Source organism: Mucilaginibacter sp. PAMC 26640 (assembly GCA_001596135.1).
Taxonomy (GTDB): Bacteria; Bacteroidota; Bacteroidia; order Sphingobacteriales; family Sphingobacteriaceae; genus Mucilaginibacter.
Map to the genome: position 1 here is coordinate 1,093,553 of CP014773.1, position 19,561 is coordinate 1,113,113.

Annotated in this window: 17 protein-coding genes and 1 tRNA gene; 9 read left to right on the forward strand and 9 right to left on the reverse strand. The window is 45.4% G+C overall.

Annotated features, from left to right (window positions below; genetic code table 11):
* Positions 1 to 75: 75 nt before the first annotated feature.
* The 3 genes from A0256_04745 to A0256_04755 all read right to left on the reverse strand — a co-directional run bounded on the left by A0256_04745 (position 76) and on the right by A0256_04755 (position 3,739).
* Positions 76 to 1,485, reverse strand: coding sequence for an anthranilate synthase (locus tag A0256_04745; GenBank protein ID AMR30778.1), 1,410 nt, complete (start codon positions 1,483 to 1,485; stop codon positions 76 to 78).
* A gap of 211 nt (positions 1,486 to 1,696) precedes the next feature.
* Positions 1,697 to 2,143, reverse strand: coding sequence for a cytochrome B (locus A0256_04750; protein AMR30779.1), 447 nt, complete (start codon positions 2,141 to 2,143; stop codon positions 1,697 to 1,699).
* 402 nt (positions 2,144 to 2,545) lie between these two features.
* Positions 2,546 to 3,739, reverse strand: a complete 1,194-nt coding sequence (locus A0256_04755; protein AMR30780.1) for an anhydro-N-acetylmuramic acid kinase — start codon at positions 3,737 to 3,739, stop codon at positions 2,546 to 2,548.
* 116 nt (positions 3,740 to 3,855) lie between these two features.
* On the opposite strand from A0256_04755, the gene A0256_04760 reads away from it, so the two are divergent.
* Together A0256_04760 and A0256_04765 are read left to right on the forward strand one after the other, a co-directional pair.
* Positions 3,856 to 5,775: a glucosamine-6-phosphate deaminase gene (locus tag A0256_04760; GenBank protein ID AMR30781.1), complete on the forward strand. Its 1,920-nt coding sequence runs from the start codon at positions 3,856 to 3,858 to the stop codon at positions 5,773 to 5,775.
* Positions 5,776 to 6,046: 271 nt separating this feature from the next.
* Positions 6,047 to 6,322: a hypothetical protein gene (locus A0256_04765; protein AMR30782.1), complete on the forward strand. Its 276-nt coding sequence runs from the start codon at positions 6,047 to 6,049 to the stop codon at positions 6,320 to 6,322.
* A 186-nt stretch (positions 6,323 to 6,508) separates the two neighbouring features.
* Here the strand turns inward: A0256_04765 and A0256_04770 are convergent, their stop codons facing one another.
* Positions 6,509 to 6,802: a nucleotidyltransferase gene (locus A0256_04770; GenBank protein AMR30783.1), complete on the reverse strand. Its 294-nt coding sequence runs from the start codon at positions 6,800 to 6,802 to the stop codon at positions 6,509 to 6,511.
* A 39-nt stretch (positions 6,803 to 6,841) separates the two neighbouring features.
* Complete coding sequence (locus A0256_04775; protein AMR30784.1) at positions 6,842 to 7,960, reverse strand: hypothetical protein; 1,119 nt, start codon at positions 7,958 to 7,960, stop codon at positions 6,842 to 6,844.
* 122 nt (positions 7,961 to 8,082) lie between these two features.
* Here A0256_04775 and A0256_04780 point away from each other — a divergent pair, with 122 nt between their 5' ends.
* The 3 genes from A0256_04780 (at position 8,083) to A0256_04790 (ending at position 9,603) form a co-directional block, all read left to right on the forward strand.
* Positions 8,083 to 8,397 carry an NADH oxidase gene (locus A0256_04780; GenBank protein AMR30785.1) on the forward strand — a complete coding sequence of 105 codons (315 nt, stop codon included), beginning with the start codon at positions 8,083 to 8,085 and terminating at the stop codon, positions 8,395 to 8,397.
* A 4-nt stretch (positions 8,398 to 8,401) separates the two neighbouring features.
* A complete protein-coding gene (locus A0256_04785; GenBank protein ID AMR30786.1) occupies positions 8,402 to 8,590 on the forward strand; it encodes a hypothetical protein in 189 nt (62 codons plus the stop codon).
* A 107-nt stretch (positions 8,591 to 8,697) separates the two neighbouring features.
* Positions 8,698 to 9,603, forward strand: a complete 906-nt coding sequence (locus tag A0256_04790) for a band 7 protein (protein ID AMR30787.1) — start codon at positions 8,698 to 8,700, stop codon at positions 9,601 to 9,603.
* A gap of 74 nt (positions 9,604 to 9,677) precedes the next feature.
* Here the strand turns inward: A0256_04790 and A0256_04795 are convergent, their stop codons facing one another.
* Positions 9,678 to 10,568, reverse strand: coding sequence for a hypothetical protein (locus A0256_04795; protein ID AMR30788.1), 891 nt, complete (start codon positions 10,566 to 10,568; stop codon positions 9,678 to 9,680).
* A gap of 104 nt (positions 10,569 to 10,672) precedes the next feature.
* Between A0256_04795 and A0256_04800 the strand changes: the two genes are divergently transcribed.
* From A0256_04800 to A0256_04810, 3 genes are all read left to right on the forward strand, one after another.
* A complete protein-coding gene (locus tag A0256_04800; protein AMR30789.1) occupies positions 10,673 to 11,455 on the forward strand; it encodes a glycosyl transferase in 783 nt (260 codons plus the stop codon).
* A gap of 225 nt (positions 11,456 to 11,680) precedes the next feature.
* Positions 11,681 to 13,984 carry a hydroperoxidase gene (locus A0256_04805; protein ID AMR30790.1) on the forward strand — a complete coding sequence of 768 codons (2,304 nt, stop codon included), beginning with the start codon at positions 11,681 to 11,683 and terminating at the stop codon, positions 13,982 to 13,984.
* A gap of 242 nt (positions 13,985 to 14,226) precedes the next feature.
* On the forward strand, positions 14,227 to 14,754 hold the full coding sequence (locus tag A0256_04810) for a hypothetical protein (protein AMR30791.1): 528 nt from the start codon (positions 14,227 to 14,229) through the stop codon (positions 14,752 to 14,754).
* Positions 14,755 to 14,830: 76 nt separating this feature from the next.
* Here A0256_04810 and A0256_04815 read toward each other — a convergent pair whose 3' ends face one another.
* From A0256_04815 to A0256_04825, 3 genes are all read right to left on the reverse strand, one after another.
* Positions 14,831 to 15,445, reverse strand: a complete 615-nt coding sequence (locus A0256_04815; protein ID AMR30792.1) for a hypothetical protein — start codon at positions 15,443 to 15,445, stop codon at positions 14,831 to 14,833.
* A gap of 132 nt (positions 15,446 to 15,577) precedes the next feature.
* A complete protein-coding gene (locus A0256_04820; protein ID AMR30793.1) occupies positions 15,578 to 17,263 on the reverse strand; it encodes a sodium transporter in 1,686 nt (561 codons plus the stop codon).
* Between the two features lie 165 nt (positions 17,264 to 17,428).
* Positions 17,429 to 18,910: a carbohydrate kinase gene (locus A0256_04825; protein AMR30794.1), complete on the reverse strand. Its 1,482-nt coding sequence runs from the start codon at positions 18,908 to 18,910 to the stop codon at positions 17,429 to 17,431.
* Positions 18,911 to 19,084: 174 nt separating this feature from the next.
* On the opposite strand from A0256_04825, the gene A0256_04830 reads away from it, so the two are divergent.
* A tRNA-Asp gene (locus tag A0256_04830) sits at positions 19,085 to 19,161 on the forward strand.
* Positions 19,162 to 19,561: the final 400 nt, after the last annotated feature.

Consider the following 19,561-nt stretch of genomic DNA (forward strand, 5'->3'; position numbering starts at 1 on the left):
TAACTTCCGTCACCCCTTCAGGGGGCTAGGGGGCCAACTTCCGTCACCCCTTCAGGGGGCTGCTAGGGAGCCGCCCTACAGGCTCTCCGCCAGTTCTATTGCCTTCCTTAAAGCCGCTATTTTGTTATCCACTTCTTTCAACTCACTTTCCGCAACCGATCCTGCTACTATGCCGGCCCCTGCCTGGTAGTGCAACGTATTGTTTTTACTGAGGAACGAACGGATCATGATAGCATGATTAAAATCGCCGTTGAAACCCAGGTAGCCGATAGCGCCGCTGTAAAAGCTCCGTTTACTTTTCTCATTCTCATCGATGATCTCCATAGCACGAAATTTTGGTGCGCCGCTCAATGTACCGGCCGGGAAGGTATCTGCCACTATTTTAAATGAGGATACCCCCTGCTTCAACTTCCCGCTTACATGCGATACCAAATGAATGAGGTGTGAATAGTACTGCACTTCTTTAAACGCCTTAACATACACCTGTTCGCAATGGCGGCTCAGGTCGTTACGGGCCAGGTCAACCAGCATAACGTGCTCTGCCGACTCTTTAGGGTCGGCTTCCAACTGGCGGGCTATCTCCGCGTCTTTCTCGTCATCGCCGCTGCGTTTAAAGGTACCCGCAATCGGGAAAATGCTGGCTATATCGTTTTTAACGGTGATCTGGGCCTCCGGCGATGATCCAAAAATGCGGAAATCGCCAAAATCAAAATAGAACAGATACGGAGATGGATTAATAGACCGCAGCGCGCGGTAAACGTTAAACTCATCCCCAAGGAATTTCCTGGAGAAGGCACGCGAAGGTACGATCTGGAAAACATCTCCCCTGTAAATATGCGTTTTCATCTTTTCCACAATGGCGATGAATTCCTCGTTGGTTAGGTTAGATTTTTCTGCCTCGTTGCTCTGAAAGGTATATTCGGGGAAGTTTTTGTTTTTGATGAGGTACTCCAGTTTCTCCAATCCGTTGGTTTCCGGCTGGCCCTCAATCTCATTATGAAAAATATACAACTCGTTTTTAAAATGATCTATAGCGATGATGTAGGCGTAGATATGGTACTGCATCACCGGGATCTTACGGGTTTGGTCGTCGCTTTTCTTTAGTTTGATCGTTTCAAAATGCTCAACAGCCTCGTGTGTAAAATAACCGAACAAGCCGTTGGAAATGATTTTGGAGGTTTGAGCGTCGGTCTCAAAACGACTTAAAAAATTGTTAATCTCATCGGTAAGTTCAAAAGTATTCGGGGCGCTTACCTCTTCGCTGCCATCCGGGAATTTCTTTTTCAGCTCATCATTTTCCAATACCAAACCGCTAATTGGCGAACAGCAGATGTAGCTCAGACTGTTTTCCCGGCTGTGGTAGTCCGAGCTTTCCAGCAGCAATGAATTTGGGAATACATCCCGCAAACGAAGGTAAATGCTAACCGGGGTGGTCGTATCTGCCAGCAGCTTTCTTTGAGTTGTATTTATTTTAAAAGTTGTCATTTTTCAATAGCTCGTTAAACGAAAAAACCCGGCGAATGAGAGTTCGCCGGGTTTCAATATAGGTTTATATTTGATTAGTAATGCATGTCAAAAACTATCCGGCTGCCAAAGTTTGTTTGGTGCCACCAATAAATATTGTTCAAAGTTTTTTTCATGATCGGGGAGCAAATTTATAAAGAAATTTGAATTACCAAACTTTTTCTCATCTTTTTTAAGCACTTACGCCAAAAAAGCTCCTTTTACTCATTACGATAGCCATTACAATCACAATTAACGCTACCGAATAAAACATCCCGATAACCCGGTGCTTACCTTCCGGCAGGGTGATCCGTTTAGATTTAGCGTGGCCGATGGTGATCAGCACCAAAGCCAGTATCATTAGCGTAATGTGCTCCACCGTCCAGTACCGGGCCTGCGGATCTTTCATCACACCAGGTGCAAATTTTACGTAGGGACTTAAAAAATATAATACCAACCCTATTAAAAGCTGTGTATGAGCCGAGATCATGGCGAAGAGGTTAATCTTACGGTTACCTTCGGTATAAGCTTTTTTACGAAACCAGGCGGGGATGGCTTGCAGGATAGCTAATAATATCAGTACCAATACGATGTACCGAAAGCCGGAGTGCAAAAGCAGCACAAATTTATATAATGTCATAGATGTTGAATTTCGGTCCGAATATAAGCATTGTTTTTTTAGGTAGGTTGTTTTTTAAACACGGAGAGCACTGAGAAGACACTGAGGATGGGCTCATGATCTAAGAGAAATCGCGTTTAGAATTTCTACCATCATACCGAATAGCCAACGGGTTTAAACCCGGCACTATTTTTTAATCGGAAGCACATTTACAATCAATTTTTAATCTATCTTCAGAAATTAAGTTTGTTTTTTCTATAGCGATGGATTTAAAACCCATCGCTATCCGGTAACCGCATTCGGGAATTTTAAAATGCGATTTCCCTGTTATAAATAATCGTGTTAAAAAATATTTGCATTTCCTGGCTCTGCGAACCTCAGTGCCTTCTCAGCGTACGCTGCGGTTAAATCACAAACAACAAATTACCCCGGAAAGCTAAATTTCCCCATTAGTACTGCCGGGTTATTTCCTATCTGCATGGGTTCCCCACAAAGGGCCTCGTTACCTAGTAGTGCAAACAATATCGCTTCCTTTGCATCGGGATCGATCCCTAATTCGCTTGTATCCCCAAATGACGCGCCGGGTAATGCATGTTTAATATATCCCGTGATGAACGGGTTCCTGGCGCCGCCGCCGCTTGCAAAAATCTTAAGAGCCGGCGATTTTAAATTTGCAGCGATGAACTGCGCTATGCTCCGCCCGGTACAAGCACTCAGGGTGGCTACCAGGTCAGCTTTAGAGAGGTTAAGGGTACGGGTTGCCTGTTGCGCATCGGCTACCAAATCAAGGTTAAATAGTTCCGGTCCGGTAGTTTTGGGCAGCGATTCCTTAAAAAAGGGATGATGCAGCAGCGCATCCAGCAGGTTTTCATTTACCTGGCCCGAGTAAGCTATGGCCGAATCCTTATCATACGGCGTATCAAAATATTTTCGGCACGCAGCATCTATCAGCGTGTTACCGGGCCCAATATCGGTACATAGTACTTTACTGTAGTTGGCATCGGCAGGCAGGTAGGTAAGATTGGCAATTCCACCGATGTTGAGGAGAATGCGGTCCTCACCGGGTAGGCTGCCTAAAAGCACGTCGCCGTATAAGGCCAGCGGTGCGCCCTCCCCACCGGCAGCAATGTGTTTCTGGCGAAAATCGCTGATGGTGATGATCCCGGTTTTTACAGCTATATGATCTGCATCGCCAATTTGTAAGGTGCCATTGCCGTAGTTGTTTTGTTGATGCAGGCGTTTTGGTGCGTGGTAAATAGTTTGGCCATGACTGGCAATAAAATCCACCTCCTCCGGCTTAACATGCCATCCGGCCAGCGCCTGTATTATCAGCTCCGCATGAAAATTGCCAATGTATGCATTTAGCAAGGTGACCTTTTCCAGGCTTACCTGTTTTTGGGCAAACACTTCCTGCACCTGTGCCTTAAACGGCTGCTCATACGGAATTGTAGTGAAACTGATCAATTTAAGCCGGGTTTGCAAACCACTGCCAATGAAACGACAGAGCGCCACATCCAGCCCATCCAACGATGTGCCCGACATCAGGCCGATCCCTAACCGCTCCTGTTTTTGGGCAATGGTAAATAATTTCTGCAGGTTTTGGTTTAATGGCGGCATGTGTGTAATTTAAGCCTTTAGGCAGGCATACAAAAGTAAATTAAAATAGGGGGTATATAAATATCCTATATATTTGTTTAACCCATTGTATCCCAATTACAACCTTTATCGATTTTATGGCAAGATTAAATTTACTGGAAGAGACCCGTTACGAAAAGCTGCCGGTGAGCGTTTATGCAGACCAGAAAACTGCATCAGTGGCGGTGGCCGCAAGGATAGCTAAACTCATCCGCGATAAGCAGGCCGCTGGTCAGCACACCGTTTTGGGCCTGGCAACAGGCGTTACACCCATTGGCGTTTATGCCGAACTGATCCGCCTGTACAAAGAAGAAGGTTTGTCCTTCCGTGATGTCATCACTTTCAACCTGGATGAGTATTTTCCTATGAAGCCCGATGCCGTGCAAAGCTACGTGACCTTCATGCACGAGCATCTCTTCAACCATATCGATATTGACAAAAGCTCGGTACATATTCCTGATGGCACTTTAGCACAGGAAGATGTTGCCTCTTTTTGTTTGGATTACGAAAGACAGATCTCCGAACTCGGCGGGCTAGACCTGCAATTATTAGGAATCGGCCGTACCGGCCACATCGGGTTTAACGAGCCGGGTTCTGCACCTAACTCAGGTACCCGCCTGGTTACGTTGGATGACCTTACCCGCCGCGATGCTTCCCGCGATTTTGGTGGCAAGCAGAATGTGCCAACCAAAGCCATCACCATGGGTGTGGGTACCATCTTTAAAGCACGCGAGATCATCCTGATGGCCTGGAGTGCTAAAAAGGCGCCTATTGTGGCCAAAGCTGTGGAGGGTGAGATCTCCGGTGACGTGCCCGCTACTTTTCTGCAGTTATCCGAGCATGTGGAGTTTGTACTGGATGAAGGCGCAGCCTCCGGGTTAACCCGTTTTGACACCCCATGGCTGGTGAAAGATTGTGTTTGGAATAACACCCTGATCAAAAAAGCGGTGATCTGGCTCTCGGGTACGGTGGGTAAACCGATCCTGAAGCTGACCGAAGAAGATTACAATAACCATGGCATGGCACAGCTTGCCGTAGAGCAGGGGCCGGTATACGATATCAATATCGACATTTTTAACCAAATCCAGCATACCATTACCGGCTGGCCGGGTGGCAAACCAGGCGCGGATGATTCGCAGCGCCCGGAACGTGCCGAGCCTGCCCGCAAGCGTTCTATCGTATTCTCCCCCCATCCGGACGATGACGTGATCTCCATGGGTGGTACTTTCATTCGTTTGGTTGACCAGGGGCATGATGTGCATGTGGCTTATCAAACCTCCGGCAATACCGCTGTTTGGGATGATGATGTACTGCGTTATGTTGAATTTGCTATCGATTTTAAAAACAGCGTTGGCGAGGATACCGCCGAACTGAAGAAGCTTTATGATGAAATGCGCCACTTTATCGAGAACAAGCTCCCTAACCAGATCGATACCCAGGAGATCCGTAACGTGAAAGGCTTTATCCGTAAAACGGAAGCCATCTCGGGTGCAAGGTTCTCCGGCGTGCCGGACAGCAACATCCATTTCCAGGCTTTGCCTTTTTACGAAACGGGTAAAACCAAAAAGAATGCCGTGGGTGAGGAAGATATCAAACTTACCATGGAGCTGTTACAAAAAATTAAACCCCACCAGGTTTTTGCTGCAGGTGACTTTGCCGACCCGAACGGTACGCACATCGTTTGCTTCAACGTTATCCTGGAAGCCTTAATCCGGCTGAAGGAAACCGAGGACTGGGTAAAAGATTGCTGGATGTGGCTGTACCGCGGTGCGTGGCATGAGTTTGCCACCCACGAGATTGAGATGGCGGTACCGCTTTCCCCTGCCGAGGTACTGCGCAAGCGCAGCGCCATCTTCAAGCACCAAAGCCAAAAGGACCGTCCGGTTTTCCCGGGTGATGACGAGCGCGAGTTCTGGGTACGTGCCGAAGACCGTAACCGCGAAACGGCCGTTTGTTATGATAAACTGGGCATGGCTGAATATGCTGCGATGGAAGCTTTTGTGAGGTATAAGTTTTAGCGTTTTGGTTAGCGCAATGCAACCTGCCTATCGTTAACAGATGCTTCGTGCCGCAGCATGCCAGTTTGTTTCTTTTCCCCAATTGTCATCCTGACGAAGGAAGGATCTGCTAAACGCCATGCTATTTGCGCGATGCCTATAGGTTAACAGATGCTTCTTTCTCAGCAAGGTTTGTATACGCGATACTTCGCGTCTCTTATCCGAAATTAGTATCGACTTTAAGAACAGAACAATGTGTTGTTTATTACGGGTAATTAGGTAAGATTTCGCTGTGGACGGCTTCCCTGAAAAAAGCGGGATCACTCCTGAAGCCACATTTTATAAGGGTCGGCCAAAACTGACGACAAAGCCAGATGGCCCCAAACGCAAGTATTCAGGCTGCGCCTTACCAGCCAATGATGCAGATGTTGGCGAGTTTAACAAACAGGTTGAAGATGTTGTAAATTTTCTCACCACAAACTATTCAAAATTGAAGTACATCAATTCCACTCCGAAAATTCAGTTTGCCTCATTGGATTTTGAGATAACCTATGATTCTGGTAAATAGTGCAGTCAAAATATCTGCCATTAGAGCTGGTTATATTATGCGGCTAACTAGGTCTGGGGATTGAAATTTCGATATATCAGCCGGGCGAGGATTGATATATATGTTGAAATAACTAAAGGTACGATACAAGATTGAATTTCAACAATAGCATCTAAAATGTGAAGCAATCGCTGCTTGTCTCCTATCCTACCTTTCATAGATCAAAACTTTGTCTTTGTCAATAAAGGGGTTAAGATGCGGAGAAACGCCCCCCGACGAAATCAAATCAACTGGCCTTTGAAGCTTATTCTCCAAATCAGACTGCATTGTTACAAAGCCAAGGCCTATATGTGCAGTGTAATCCAGATCTACCAAAATATCCACATCGCTGCTCTTGTTGGCTTCATTACGGGAATAGGACCCAAAAAGATAAGCCTTTAAAACTGGTTGGCTTTTAAAGTAATTACTAATTGTGTTGATATCTTTGGCTGATAACTGCATGATCAAATATATAATCTAAAATTTCCGGCCAAGCTTATATTAATCATAACTATGCCTACCCAAATCGTATGCAGATTGGCCGGTAATGATCTGCTTTCGCCGGTTTACATCCTCATCGAGGTTGTGATCATAGGTGTTATCGGTAACGGCAATATCGCGGTCTTTATCCTTTTCGGCAAAGTGTATATTGGCCTCCGCAATTTTGGCAATAGCCATATCGTAAGGCCCTTTTGGCGACATCAGCTTTACAAATACCGGTAAACACTCAAACAGGATAAACAGATAGCCTATAAAAGATATAGCCATATATGTATCTATATCTCTGGTGCCGTTTACATTATAGGAGAGTTGCCCCAGTGCCCAGTTACGATCTGCGAAGCCGGCCACATTGGCTAGGCTATCCAGTTGGTGCTCACTGAATAAACGGGTGCTGTTAAGTCCTTCATAATCTTTGCGCCTACCCAGGTAAGTGTCCATCTGCCCCAAATTATCAGTAACGGTTTTTAGGCGGTCTTCTTTCTCTTTTAACACCTGTTCTTTTTGTTTGGCATAAGTACCATAGCCGGTGATGCCCGATGTTTGATTTGTTTTGTCGCCAAAAACTTCCTGGTTCAACTGGTACCGGGAGCGATTGATATCGCGCTCCAGCGAATCCTTTTCCTTTTTCAGATCAGTGTTCTTGCCCAGTTCCTGCGCGTACTTTTGCTGATAAGTTTTTTGCAGCGTATCTATCTTACTGTGCTGCCCTTTGAGATAGGCGGTTTTGAGTTTTTGGCGGATCTCCTTATCGAAGATCTTAAGCTCCAATGGACGCGAAATTACCACACCGATCATGATAGCAAGTAAAATACGGGGCGATGCCTGCAGGATCTGCGAGTTGGTGCTGCCCTCTTTGTTGATACTGGATACGATATACCTATCCATATTAAAGATGGCCGTACCCCAAAGCAAACCAAATAATATGGCAAAGCCAACAGCAAAAGCATTGCCGCTGAATACAAAGTACATGGCATACCCGCCTGACAAAGAGGCAAATAGAGCCGTGAAAAATATAGTAGCACCAATACCCACATATTTATTATGTTCTATAGGGTATTTCTTTAAAGTATCTATATGTGCTCCCGAACAGAACCAAAAAAACCGGGTAACTTTCTTCATTTAAGTTGTTTATGTACTAATATACACGTATATATGAAACGCGCGGGCACACGTATTGTTACAAAACACTGGCAACTATTTGATTGAGAAAAAGCATACCTTTGGCTTATAATTATAATACGATGAAAGAAATAAGCGTACAGGAACTAAAAGAAAAGTTAGATAGCGGCGAAGATTTCCAGCTGATAGATGTTAGGGAAGATTTTGAATATGAAACTTCCAACCTTGGCGGCAAGCATATTCCACTAGGTGGCATCCTGATAGAAGCGGACCAGGTGGAAAAAGACAAACCGGTTGTTTTAATGTGCCGCAGCGGCAAACGCAGTTCGGTGGCGCTTTACCAGCTAGAGCAGCAGGGCTATACCAATCTGTATAATTTGAAAGGCGGCATTTTAGCCTGGCAGGCCGAAATAGACCCGACTTTAAGCGTTTACTAATACCATGGGCAAGAAAATAGCACTAAATGTGCTGTATAACCTCGGCATTTTTGTCGCCATACTGGCAGGTTATTATGGCTTTCAGCACGCACGCTACGAATTTTTATTAGGCGCCATTTTTATTGCCGCCGTCTTTGTGTCGCTAAAGCTGAAGCTGATAAAAGAAGTGAAGGAAACAACACGAAAGCCGTAGAGGAAACTCACGGCTTTTTTTATTAGTGCCTGTTTAGTAACAATCTGCGCATTTGATATTCTAATCAAAAACGCTTCTTATCACAATTATAATTAATCCCTAAAATCATGTTCTTAGCAATTGTTGGCATAATTATATTTTTTGTTGGCATAACACTTAAACGCTCCAATGAACCTGCCGGCCGTTTTGGCGGCCTGGTGAGTATTGTTGGCGGGGTTATTATCGCCATTGGGCTGGTAACGTCTATGTTTAAAGTGATAGAACCGGGCAAGGTTGGCGTACAGGTGCTGTTTGGTAAAGTGCAGCCGGATGTGCTGGAAAGCGGGCTGCATGTGATAAACCCGTTTGTTGATGTTACGCTGTTCAGCATCCAAACACAAAATTATACCATGAGCGCGGTGCATAGCGAAGGTGATGTGCAGGGCGACGATGCAATCAGAGTGCTATCTTCCGATGGGTTGGAGGTTATGGTTGATCTTTCTGTACTCTACAAGGTCAACCCGGCAAAAGCGCCTTTTATCTTGCAAAATATAGGGTTGGATTATGTAGACAAAATCGTTCGTACCGTATCCCGCACAGCTATCCGCGATAACGCTGTAAACTATGCAGCTGTGGACCTGTATTCTGTTAAAAGGCAGGAGTTTCAGGACCGGATTAACCGTACAATACAGTTGAGTTTTGCAAAAAGGGGCTTAGAACTACAACAGATCCTTGTCCGTAATATTTCCCTGCCGGCTTCCGTCAGGGCCAGCATCGAATCAAAGATCAACGCCGAGCAGGAGGCTCAGAAAATGACCTTCGTTCTGCAGAAAGAACGCCAGGAAGCAGATCGTAAACGGGTAGAAGCACAAGGTATTGCCGATTACCAAAAGATCCTCAGCACCGGCCTATCCGACAAGCAGTTGCAATACGAAACCATTAAGGCCCAAAAAGAAATTGCCTTGTCGCCAAATGCCAAAGTGATAATTATCGGCAATGGAAAAGGTAACCCGATAATGCTGAGCGATAAGTAAAAGCCATCGCTTCTAAATCAATAGGCTCGCGTAAAAATTAAAATGCGTAACAGTGATTTGTCCAGATAGGTCTTCTAAAAAGAAAATGTTAGCCCCCCCAAAAAGCGGTACCCGGATCGGACCACACTATTCAATTGCGTTTTATCCGATCCACCGGAGTTGAGGTACAGCTCATCAATACCAGTGCCCGTATGCCAGGTGTAATATCCGCCGCCAATGTTCACTGCAATTTCAGGTGTGATAGAATAGACAAAACCCGCATTTGCATCTATCCCGTAGCCTTTGGCAGTGTGCCGGTAACTTACCGGATGTTGAAATGCAGGGACCAAATTCCAGTCGGCTGTGGCATTATAATTAACCTGGTTATAGGCAACAGCAGCAACTACCTTTAAATTTTTGACCAGCCTTGCCAATGCGGCCGCCTTTACATATGGACCCTTCCAATTGGTTTCGTAGGTGCTGTTCAAATCAGGAAACTGCCCGCTCCTGTCCAGCAAATGCAATGACTGTTTGGAAGCACCATACCCCAAATAGGACGTGAGGCTAAGTTTATCGGTATTGACCAACCGGTAACCCAGGCCGGCCCGAAGTTCCCTTGTGAAACCCCTATCTGCATCAAAAAGTTGATTGTATGCCGGGTCGGTGCGGTTGTCGCCATTATAATCATTATCGGTTACCGTTCCTGATCTGATAAATATCCGTGAGTAGTCGCCCATTAAAACCAACTTATTCCAGAAATTCCATTGGAGGGATGCGCTTACCGATTGGCCGCTCACTTTTTTCCACTGCAGCTCCGAATAAATGTTGGGGCTTTGCCCATTCTGGTTACCAGCGATAGACCAGTTCAGGCCCTGCCGTTCATAACCGGTAACAACACTAATCTCCAGTTTTTTCTGAAGCGGCTGCGCACGAACTAAGCCTGCACTTAGCAGTACCAGCAAGCATTGGATGAAAATTGATCTCATAGGTATATTAGGCCCAAAATAGCAGTTTTTATCATTACTTTTGGTTTATAACCCTTGTTGGCTGATACAATTAATAATACCGCAGCCAATTCCCTTTATCGCTGATGAAAATAAACACCTTATCCATCATTATTCCTGCTTTTAACGAAGCGGCCACCATCCACCTTATTCTAGATAAAATCAACAGCGTTGTTTTGATGAATGGGATACAAAAGGAAATTATCATTATTGATGACTGCAGTACCGATGGCACCGAACAGGCTGTTAAGGCTTACCAGGAGAGCAACAACAAACTCCAAATCCATTTCTACAAGCATGACATAAACAGGGGCAAAGGCGCAGCATTACATACCGGAATTGCAAAAGCTACCGGCGAATACTTAATCATACAGGATGCTGATTTAGAATACGACCCGGAAGAGTATAATCACCTGCTTAATCCGGTTTGCAAAGGCGTTGCCGATGTGGTGTACGGCTCCAGGTTCATGGGTAGCAACCCGCACCGTATCCTTTTCTTTTGGCATACCATTGGTAACCGCTGGCTTACTTTTTTTTGCAATATGTTAGCTAACCTTAACCTCACGGATATGGAAACCTGTTATAAATTATTTAACACCAGCCTCATTCAATCTCTTTATTTGCAAGAACAACGTTTTGGTTTTGAACCCGAAGTTACTATAAAGGTGGCCCGCATCCCCCGTATACGCATTTACGAGGTGGGCATAAGCTATTACGGGCGCACTTATCTCGATGGCAAAAAAATCAGCTGGAAAGACGGCGTGCGTGCCATATTTTGTATCATCAGATATGGCCTGTTCACTTCCGGCCCTCAAACCAAAACGGAAGCAAATCAGGTGCCGGCAGTTGTAAAATTTGACCAAATTTAATCTGAGTGTGTTTGAATCATAGGAACATTTCGGAGGGTTATCCGCCAAAACCCCTATCCTTTACGCTATTACACTGAAACATTTACAAACTGCGATGCCTGGATAATGAATTAGCTTGCAGTCAATAAAAAATGCTGATAATATTACTTACTTATGAAAGTTTAATTTGAAAGGTGAAATTAGATTTACCTAATTTTAAAGAATTAAACCAAGATATCTTTAACTATGCAAGACAAACCACAGCACGGCATTTCAGGCGGCGACAATCAGCCTGGCGATGCAAGCAATTGCCCCTTTTTAAACGGTGCGCTTGAGCAAAGCGCAGGCAGCGGTACCCGCAACCGCGATTGGTGGCCAAAACAATTAAAACTTAATATACTTCGTCAACACTCGGCGTTAACTAACCCGATGGGCAGCGATTTTAATTATGCAGAAGCCTTTAAAAGCCTTGATTTAGCGGCTGTAAAACAAGATCTGAATGTATTGATGACGGACTCGCAAGATTGGTGGCCGGCAGATTTTGGCCACTATGGTGGTTTATTCATCCGTATGGCTTGGCATAGTGCCGGCACTTACCGTATAGGCGATGGCCGCGGTGGCGCAGGTGCTGGTTTGCAGCGTTTCGCACCGCTTAACAGCTGGCCTGATAACGTGAGCCTGGATAAGGCCCGCCGGTTGCTTTGGCCTATCAAGCAAAAATATGGCAACAAAATTTCCTGGGCCGATCTGATGATCCTTGCCGGTAATGTTGCACTGGATTCAATGGGCTTTAAAACCTTTGGTTTCGGTGGTGGCCGTGCCGATGTTTGGGAAGCGGATGAATCAGTTTACTGGGGTGCCGAAACTACCTGGCTGGGTAACGATAAGCGTTATGCAAATGGCCAGGAAGGTGTTGAGGGGCACGGCGTGCTGGTATCTGATGAGGATGCCGACGGGCAGATCCACGACCGTATCCTGGAACAACCGCTTGGAGCAGCGCACATGGGCTTAATTTATGTGAACCCTGAAGGACCGGATGGTATTCCTGACCCGGTTTTGTCGGCAAGGGACATTCGCGAAACCTTTGGCCGTATGGCTATGAACGACGAAGAAACCGTTGCCCTGATAGCAGGCGGCCACAGCTTTGGTAAAACACACGGTGCATCCACATCAGAGCATGTAGATAAAGAGCCGGAAGCGGCAGGCCTGGAACTGCAGGGCTTTGGCTGGGCAAATACATTCGGAGCTGGCAAGGGGCCGGATACCATCACCAGCGGACTGGAAGTAACCTGGACCACTACCCCAACTCAGTGGAGCAATAACTATTTCGAAAACCTGTTTGGCTTTGAATGGGAACTGACCAAGAGCCCGGGCGGCGCACACCAATGGGTGGCTAAGGATGCCGAAGAGATCATCCCGGATGCTTACGATAGTGCAAAAAAGCACCGCCCAACCATGCTTACTTCCGATATTGCCCTACGGGCAGACCCGGCGTACGAAGCAATCTCACGCCGCTTTTTAAATGATCACGAAGCTTTTGCAGATGCGTTTGCACGTGCCTGGTATAAACTAACCCACCGCGACATGGGCCCCGTTACCCGCTACCTCGGTGCCGATGTACCGCAGGAAGAACTGCTTTGGCAGGACCCACTTCCGGCCGTAGAACATCAATTAATTGACGACAATGATATAGCAAGCCTTAAATCAACCATTCTGGCTTCCGGACTCAGTGTATCCGAATTGGTAGGTACTGCCTGGGCATCTGCTTCTACCTTCCGGGGATCTGATAAACGCGGTGGTGCAAATGGTGCGCGTATCCGTTTAGCGCCGCAGCGTAACTGGCGGGTAAACAACCCAACCCAGCTGCAAAAGGTGCTGGGCATACTGGAAGGCATCCAGAATGATTTCAACGGCGCACAGAATAGCGGCAAAAAAGTATCTCTTGCCGATCTGATTGTGCTGGCAGGTAATGCAGGTGTAGAAAAAGCTGCTGCTGATGGTGGCAACACCGTCACCGTTCCATTTACTGCGGGCCGTGCAGATGCTTCACAGGAGAAAACGGACGTGGAATCTTTCGGTTACCTGGAACCTATTGCTGATGGCTTCCGTAACTATAATAAAGGCCGTTCCAATTCTTCTACAGAAGATTTGCTGATAGATAAGGCACAATTACTCAACCTTACCGCGCCGGAATTAACCGTCCTGATGGGTGGCCTGAAGGTCATCAACATCAACTTCGATGGATCCAACAAAGGCGTGCTTACCTCTACCCCTGGCAAGCTAACTAACGACTACTTTGTTAACCTGCTGGATATGGCAACCAGCTGGAAGGCGACAGGAGTGGACAAGGAACTATACCAGGGTAGTAACCGTATAACCGGCGAAACCAAATGGACCGGCACCCGTGCCGACCTGGTTTTCGGGTCTAATGCCGAGCTTCGTGCTATTGCAGAAGTTTACGCCGCTTCAGATGCCAAAGAAAAGTTCGTAGCGGACTTCGTAGCTGCCTGGACCAAAATAATGAATGCTGACCGTTTCGATCTGAAATAGTACCGGCTGATTATATTTATTGCCAGAGGCGACCTTAACCAGGTCGCCTCTTTTTGGTTAGATGCCGCCTTATAAGCCATAGGTTTGGCAAAAAAATAACAATTCAAAGTTATATAACTAGGTGCAACACACCCCCTGCTACGCTTTGTGCGCAGCCAGCCCTTTGTAACATCCATGTTATTACCCAAACGATATTAAACTATAGGTGCCAACTGCATGTCATACCTGCAAAACAAACGAATATGAAAAAGATTATTTTAACAACCGCAATATTATTAAGCGCACTGTCTTTCCAGGCAGCAAAAGCGCAGGTAAGCTTAAGTATCAACATTGGCAGCCAGCCTGAGTGGGGGCCCGTAGGCTACGATCGTGCAGATTATTACTATATGCCTGATATTGATACCTACTACGATGTACCCGCCCATCAGTATGTGTATTATGAAAATAATGCCTGGGTGCACCGCGGTGCCTTACCCGCAAGATATAGCAATTACAACGTTTATAACGGTTATAAGGTAGTAGTTAATGAGCGTAACCCATGGGTTCGCAACACTGCCTACCGCGCTAAATACGCTGGCTACAGGGGCCGTCAAGGTCAAACCATTATCCGCGACACCAAGGATTCTAAATACCGTAACCATTGGACCGGCGACCGCAGGGAAATAGCCAACGATCGCAGGGAGGTACGTAATGACCGCAAGGAAGTGCGCCAGGACAGGAAAGAATTAAAACGCGACCGGAAAGAGGACCGTCACGACCGCAAACACTAATATTTACACTAATAAAAGAAAAAAGCTTCCATATCCGGAAGCTTTTTTGGGTTGTGATAAACTTTTATACTAATACTTATTCATACTCTAAAACTCCTCTGGCCAAAGATTTCCATTGTGGAAATGATAGGCCTGCACGGGCAGTAAGGCCAAGGATGGTGTTGCGTACCGTATCGTAAAGATTAGTATCGGTGTTAGGCACTTCATTTCTGCCGTGGATGGCAACGCTGACATTGTTCTTATACCGCTCTACAATAAATGTGTTGGTTGATGTATGTTTAAAAAAGTGCGCCGGCGCCCCGTCTGTTTTACCATCAGGGTTTGCAACCGGGCGTGCAGTCATCGTAAAATATTCGCTTTCGGCTTCCGGGTCTTCGGCAAGCTCGGTACTTTCTATCCGTACCCACTCCTTACCGTCGCCGGCAAGAGATCCGGGTGCCGGGAGATCAATGTAAAAGATATCACCCTTCTCGGCCATTTTATAAATTTCCTGTCCCTGCGCATCAGTAATGGCAAACCGGGCAGAACCAGGTCCGCTAAACCGGTGCCACATGGCCACGTCTTTAAGCCTATCCTTCGCCAGCAAAAATAAGTTATGGGCCTGCTGCTGATCGGGGCATTCGGTGATATGAATTGTATCACTATGCTCACCCTCTACTTGTAGTGGGATATTTTCAAATGAGTTTGTCATGGTTGCCTAATTGATATTAATACAACCCCCGGGAGTACATTGTGTTTTATAAATGCTGTTAGTAACAGGCTTAAAAAAATACAAAAAAAGCGGCCGTGTATGGCCGCTCTGAATATCTTGCTATTATTGATTTTACCAGAAGAATGAGTACAACGCTACGATAATACCACCGATGATGAGTGTACCGGCAGTAAATGCACGGGATGTTTTGAACATGGATGCATCAATTTCAAGCCCGTTGGTTTTAACACCTTTGGACTCGTCAATTTTAGAAATGATGTACATGCCAATAACACAGATGAGGAACACGAAGCCCATCCTGTCGATAAACGGAATTTCATATACATTTTTGTCGTTCAGTTTAGAGAAACCGTAAGGCGAAAGGAAAGCCAGGTTTGCATAGTATGGCAAAAATTTAAAAACTACCGAAAATACAAACCCGCCGATGGTAGCAAAAAGTGCCGCGTTTGATGAGGCCTTTTTCCAGAAGAACCCAAGAATAAACATGGCAAAAATACCCGGCGACACAAAACCGGTATACTCCTGAATGTATTGGAAACCTTGCTTGCCTTCGCCCATCAGCTGCTCGCCGATCACCAATGACATAATTACACCCAGTGCCATGGCTACAACAACGGAAATTTTACCCAGGTTTACCAAATTTCTATCGGTAGCTTGTGGATTAATGGCTTTTTTGTAGATATCTAACGTGAAGATGGTTGCAATGCTGTTGGCCTTACCAGCCAGAGATGCCACAATAGCTGCTGTAAGCGCCGCAAATGACAATCCCTTTAATCCGGTAGGCAGTAGATTTAAAAGGGTAGGGTAAGCCTTATTGTAATCGATAACGCCTTTTGAGCTCAGCATTTCCTGTTGAAACATCCCCCGTTCATGCAACACATAGGCGGCAATACCAGGTAACACCACAATTACCGGCATCAACAATTTTAAAAATGCCGCGAATAAAATTCCTCCGCGGGCAGTTTTGAGGTTAGCACCCAGTGCCCGTTGTGTAATGTATTGGTTACAGCCCCAGTAATTTAAATTCACAATCCACATACCGCCAATCAGCACAGAAAGACCAGGAAGATCCATATAGTTTGGGTTATCCTTCTTAAAGATCATGTGAAAATGGTCGCTGGCTTCGTTATGTAAGGTTCTTAAACCTGCCAAAATAGAATGGTCTGCCGTGTTTTTAGTTAGTTCGCCTAAACCGATATAAGTGGCTGCTAAACCGCCTATAATTAGCACCGCTACCTGTATCACATCGGTATAACCAATAACCTTCATACCACCGAGTGTAATAAAAACAGCGAATATTGCCAGCAGGCTGATACATAAATTAATATCCAGGCCAGATATGCCACTAATAGCCAAAGCTCCCAAATAAAGGATAGACATTAGGTTTACAACGATGTAAAGCAGCAGCCAAAATATTGCCATTACCATCGCTACGGTTCCGTTGTACCGCTGATTCAGGAATTGCGGCATGGTGAAGATTTTATTCTTCAGATAAATGGGGATAAAAAATACAGCTACAATAACAAGGGTGGCAGCAGCCATCCATTCGTAAGTAGAAATAGCCAGGCCCATTTTAAATGCCGATCCACTGGTGCCGATAAATTGCTCTGCCGAGATATTTGAGGCGATAAGTGATGCACCAATGGCCCACCAGGTAAGTGATCCTTCGGCCAGGAAATAATCTTTAGAGGTGGCATCGGCATTATGCTTTCGTCTGTAGATCCAGTAACCGTAAGATGATACGATGATGAAATAGATAAAAAATACGATATAATCGCGGGTGGATAAGGAGTTCATTTATCTGCTCTGTTTAAGTTTTATTGGTTGGATGATTTGGGAGGCTAATAATACGCCTTATAAACGTGTTTATCAAATTTCACCGGCATTCTTATTCCGGAATAGGTCGCGCTGACGGGTACTGTTTCGGTTTATAAAATCAGCTGTGTAATTCGCCGGGAACAATTAAAAGCTGGACAAGTGTTGCTCCAGTATCATTTTCCAATCTGCATATATCTCCTCAAATGAACCTATAACCGGCTCAACATAAGCCACGGACCTGGTATTGCTAAAGGCTTCTGCGGCAGATGCGAAAATTTCCGCTCCTATACCGGCGCCTATAGCTGCACCCAGGCTACCATCGTTATTAAAAAGCTCAACGGGTACGCCCGTGCTGTTAACAAAAGTCTGCGTGAACAAATCGCTCAGGAACATATTTGTTCTACCTGCACGGATAACCGTAGGATTCATCCCATTCCCGCGCATAATATCCAGTCCGTATCTAAAAGCACAGGCAATGCCCTCCTGTGCAGCCCGGTAAATATGAGCGGGCGAATGCAGGTTAAGATCAATATGATGAAGATGAGCCCCTACTTGCTTATTATTCAGCATCCGCTCCGCACCATTGCCGAAGGGCAAAACCCGTAGGCCGTTGCTACCTGGCGGAGCTTTTTGTGCTTCAGCATTCATTTGCTGGTAGCTAATATGGGGGGCGAAACTATTTTTTACCCAGCGGTATAAGCTTCCTGTGCCGTTAATGCATAACAATAAGCCGAGCCTGCGGCGCTCATTGGTGTAGTTGACATGTGCAAACGTATTAACCCGCGATTGCTGATCGTAAGTAAGCTGGTCGCTAACACCGTAAATAACACCGGAAGTGCCAGCGGTGGCTGCAACCTCGCCCGGATTTAGCACATTAAGCGACAAGGCGTTGTTGGGCTGATCACCTGCTTTATAAGTTACCGGAGTGCCGGCATTCAATTGTAAAGCTGCAGCCACTTCTGCTGTGATCCTGCCGTGAGATGAAAAAACGGGTTTCACCACCGGGAACAGGCTATCATCAAAATCGAAGTAATCTAAAATATCCTTAGATAGTCCATTGAACTGGAAATCGAAAAAGATGCCCTCAGACATAGCGGACGCGGAAGTTGTGATCTCACCCGTTAGCTTCATGGCAATATAATCGCCTGGCAGCATTACTTTATCAATTTTACCGTAAATTTCCGGTTCGTTTTTCTTTACCCATGCCAGTTTAGAAGCCGTAAAATTGCCCGGAGAATTAAGCATATGCGATAAACAGGTCTCATGCCCAATGTCTTCAAAAGCTTTATCACCTATTTCTACCGCCCTGCTGTCGCACCATATAATGCTGTTTCGTAATACACGCTTGTTTTTATCAACTAAAACCAGTCCATGCATCTGGTAGGCAATACCTATAGCAGCAATATCTTGGGGGTTATAGCCGCCTCTTTTATGGCACAAAGCTATAGCCTTGCCGGTATGCTGCCACCACATCTCCGGCGATTGCTCGGCCCAGCCGGTTTGCAGCGATATTATAGCCGCCTCGTGATCAGGGTATTGCGCCGATGCAATAACCTGCTGCTTTTCAGCATCAACTACACTTACTTTCACCGAAGAAGTACCCACATCAACGCCCAGTAGCAGCATATAAAAAGTTTAAATAAATAAATCAGGTTTGTACTGGAAGTGCAGAAACGAAATTAATTTAAATTTTTAATTTGTTGCATCTTGCTGTAAATAAGGCACTAAAAAAATAAATTACATTAATTTTAAAAACAACTTGTGTAAAAGAAAAAGGTGCGTATATTTGCAATCCCAAACGGAGTGGTAGTTCAGCTGGTTAGAATGCCTGCCTGTCACGCAGGAGGTCGCGGGTTCGAGTCCCGTCCATTCCGCAACAAAGTGACAAACAAAAAAAGCTTAAATCAATGATTTAAGCTTTTTTTTATGCCAAATCACCATCTTTTATACAAAAGAAATGAAAGTAGCGACCATATTAGCTAAATAGATTAAAACAAATTTACCGCACAGAAGGTCTACCGCCGCCATTTAATCTCTCTCGAAGCTTTTGATGACCATAATGCGCTGTTGGAAGCTTGGTAGGCAATGTTACGCTAACTAAATAAGAATTAAGATTAACGACGATATCAACCACCAATACCGTAAAAGACGATTTATACTTGAAGAGCGTGATATATGCCTCATAAGCAATTGCCAGGATTTCTAAAAATAGCGGCAGCAATTCGGCATGTCAAGGTGATGGGAACTTTCACAGCAATAGTTTTATTTTAAAACAAT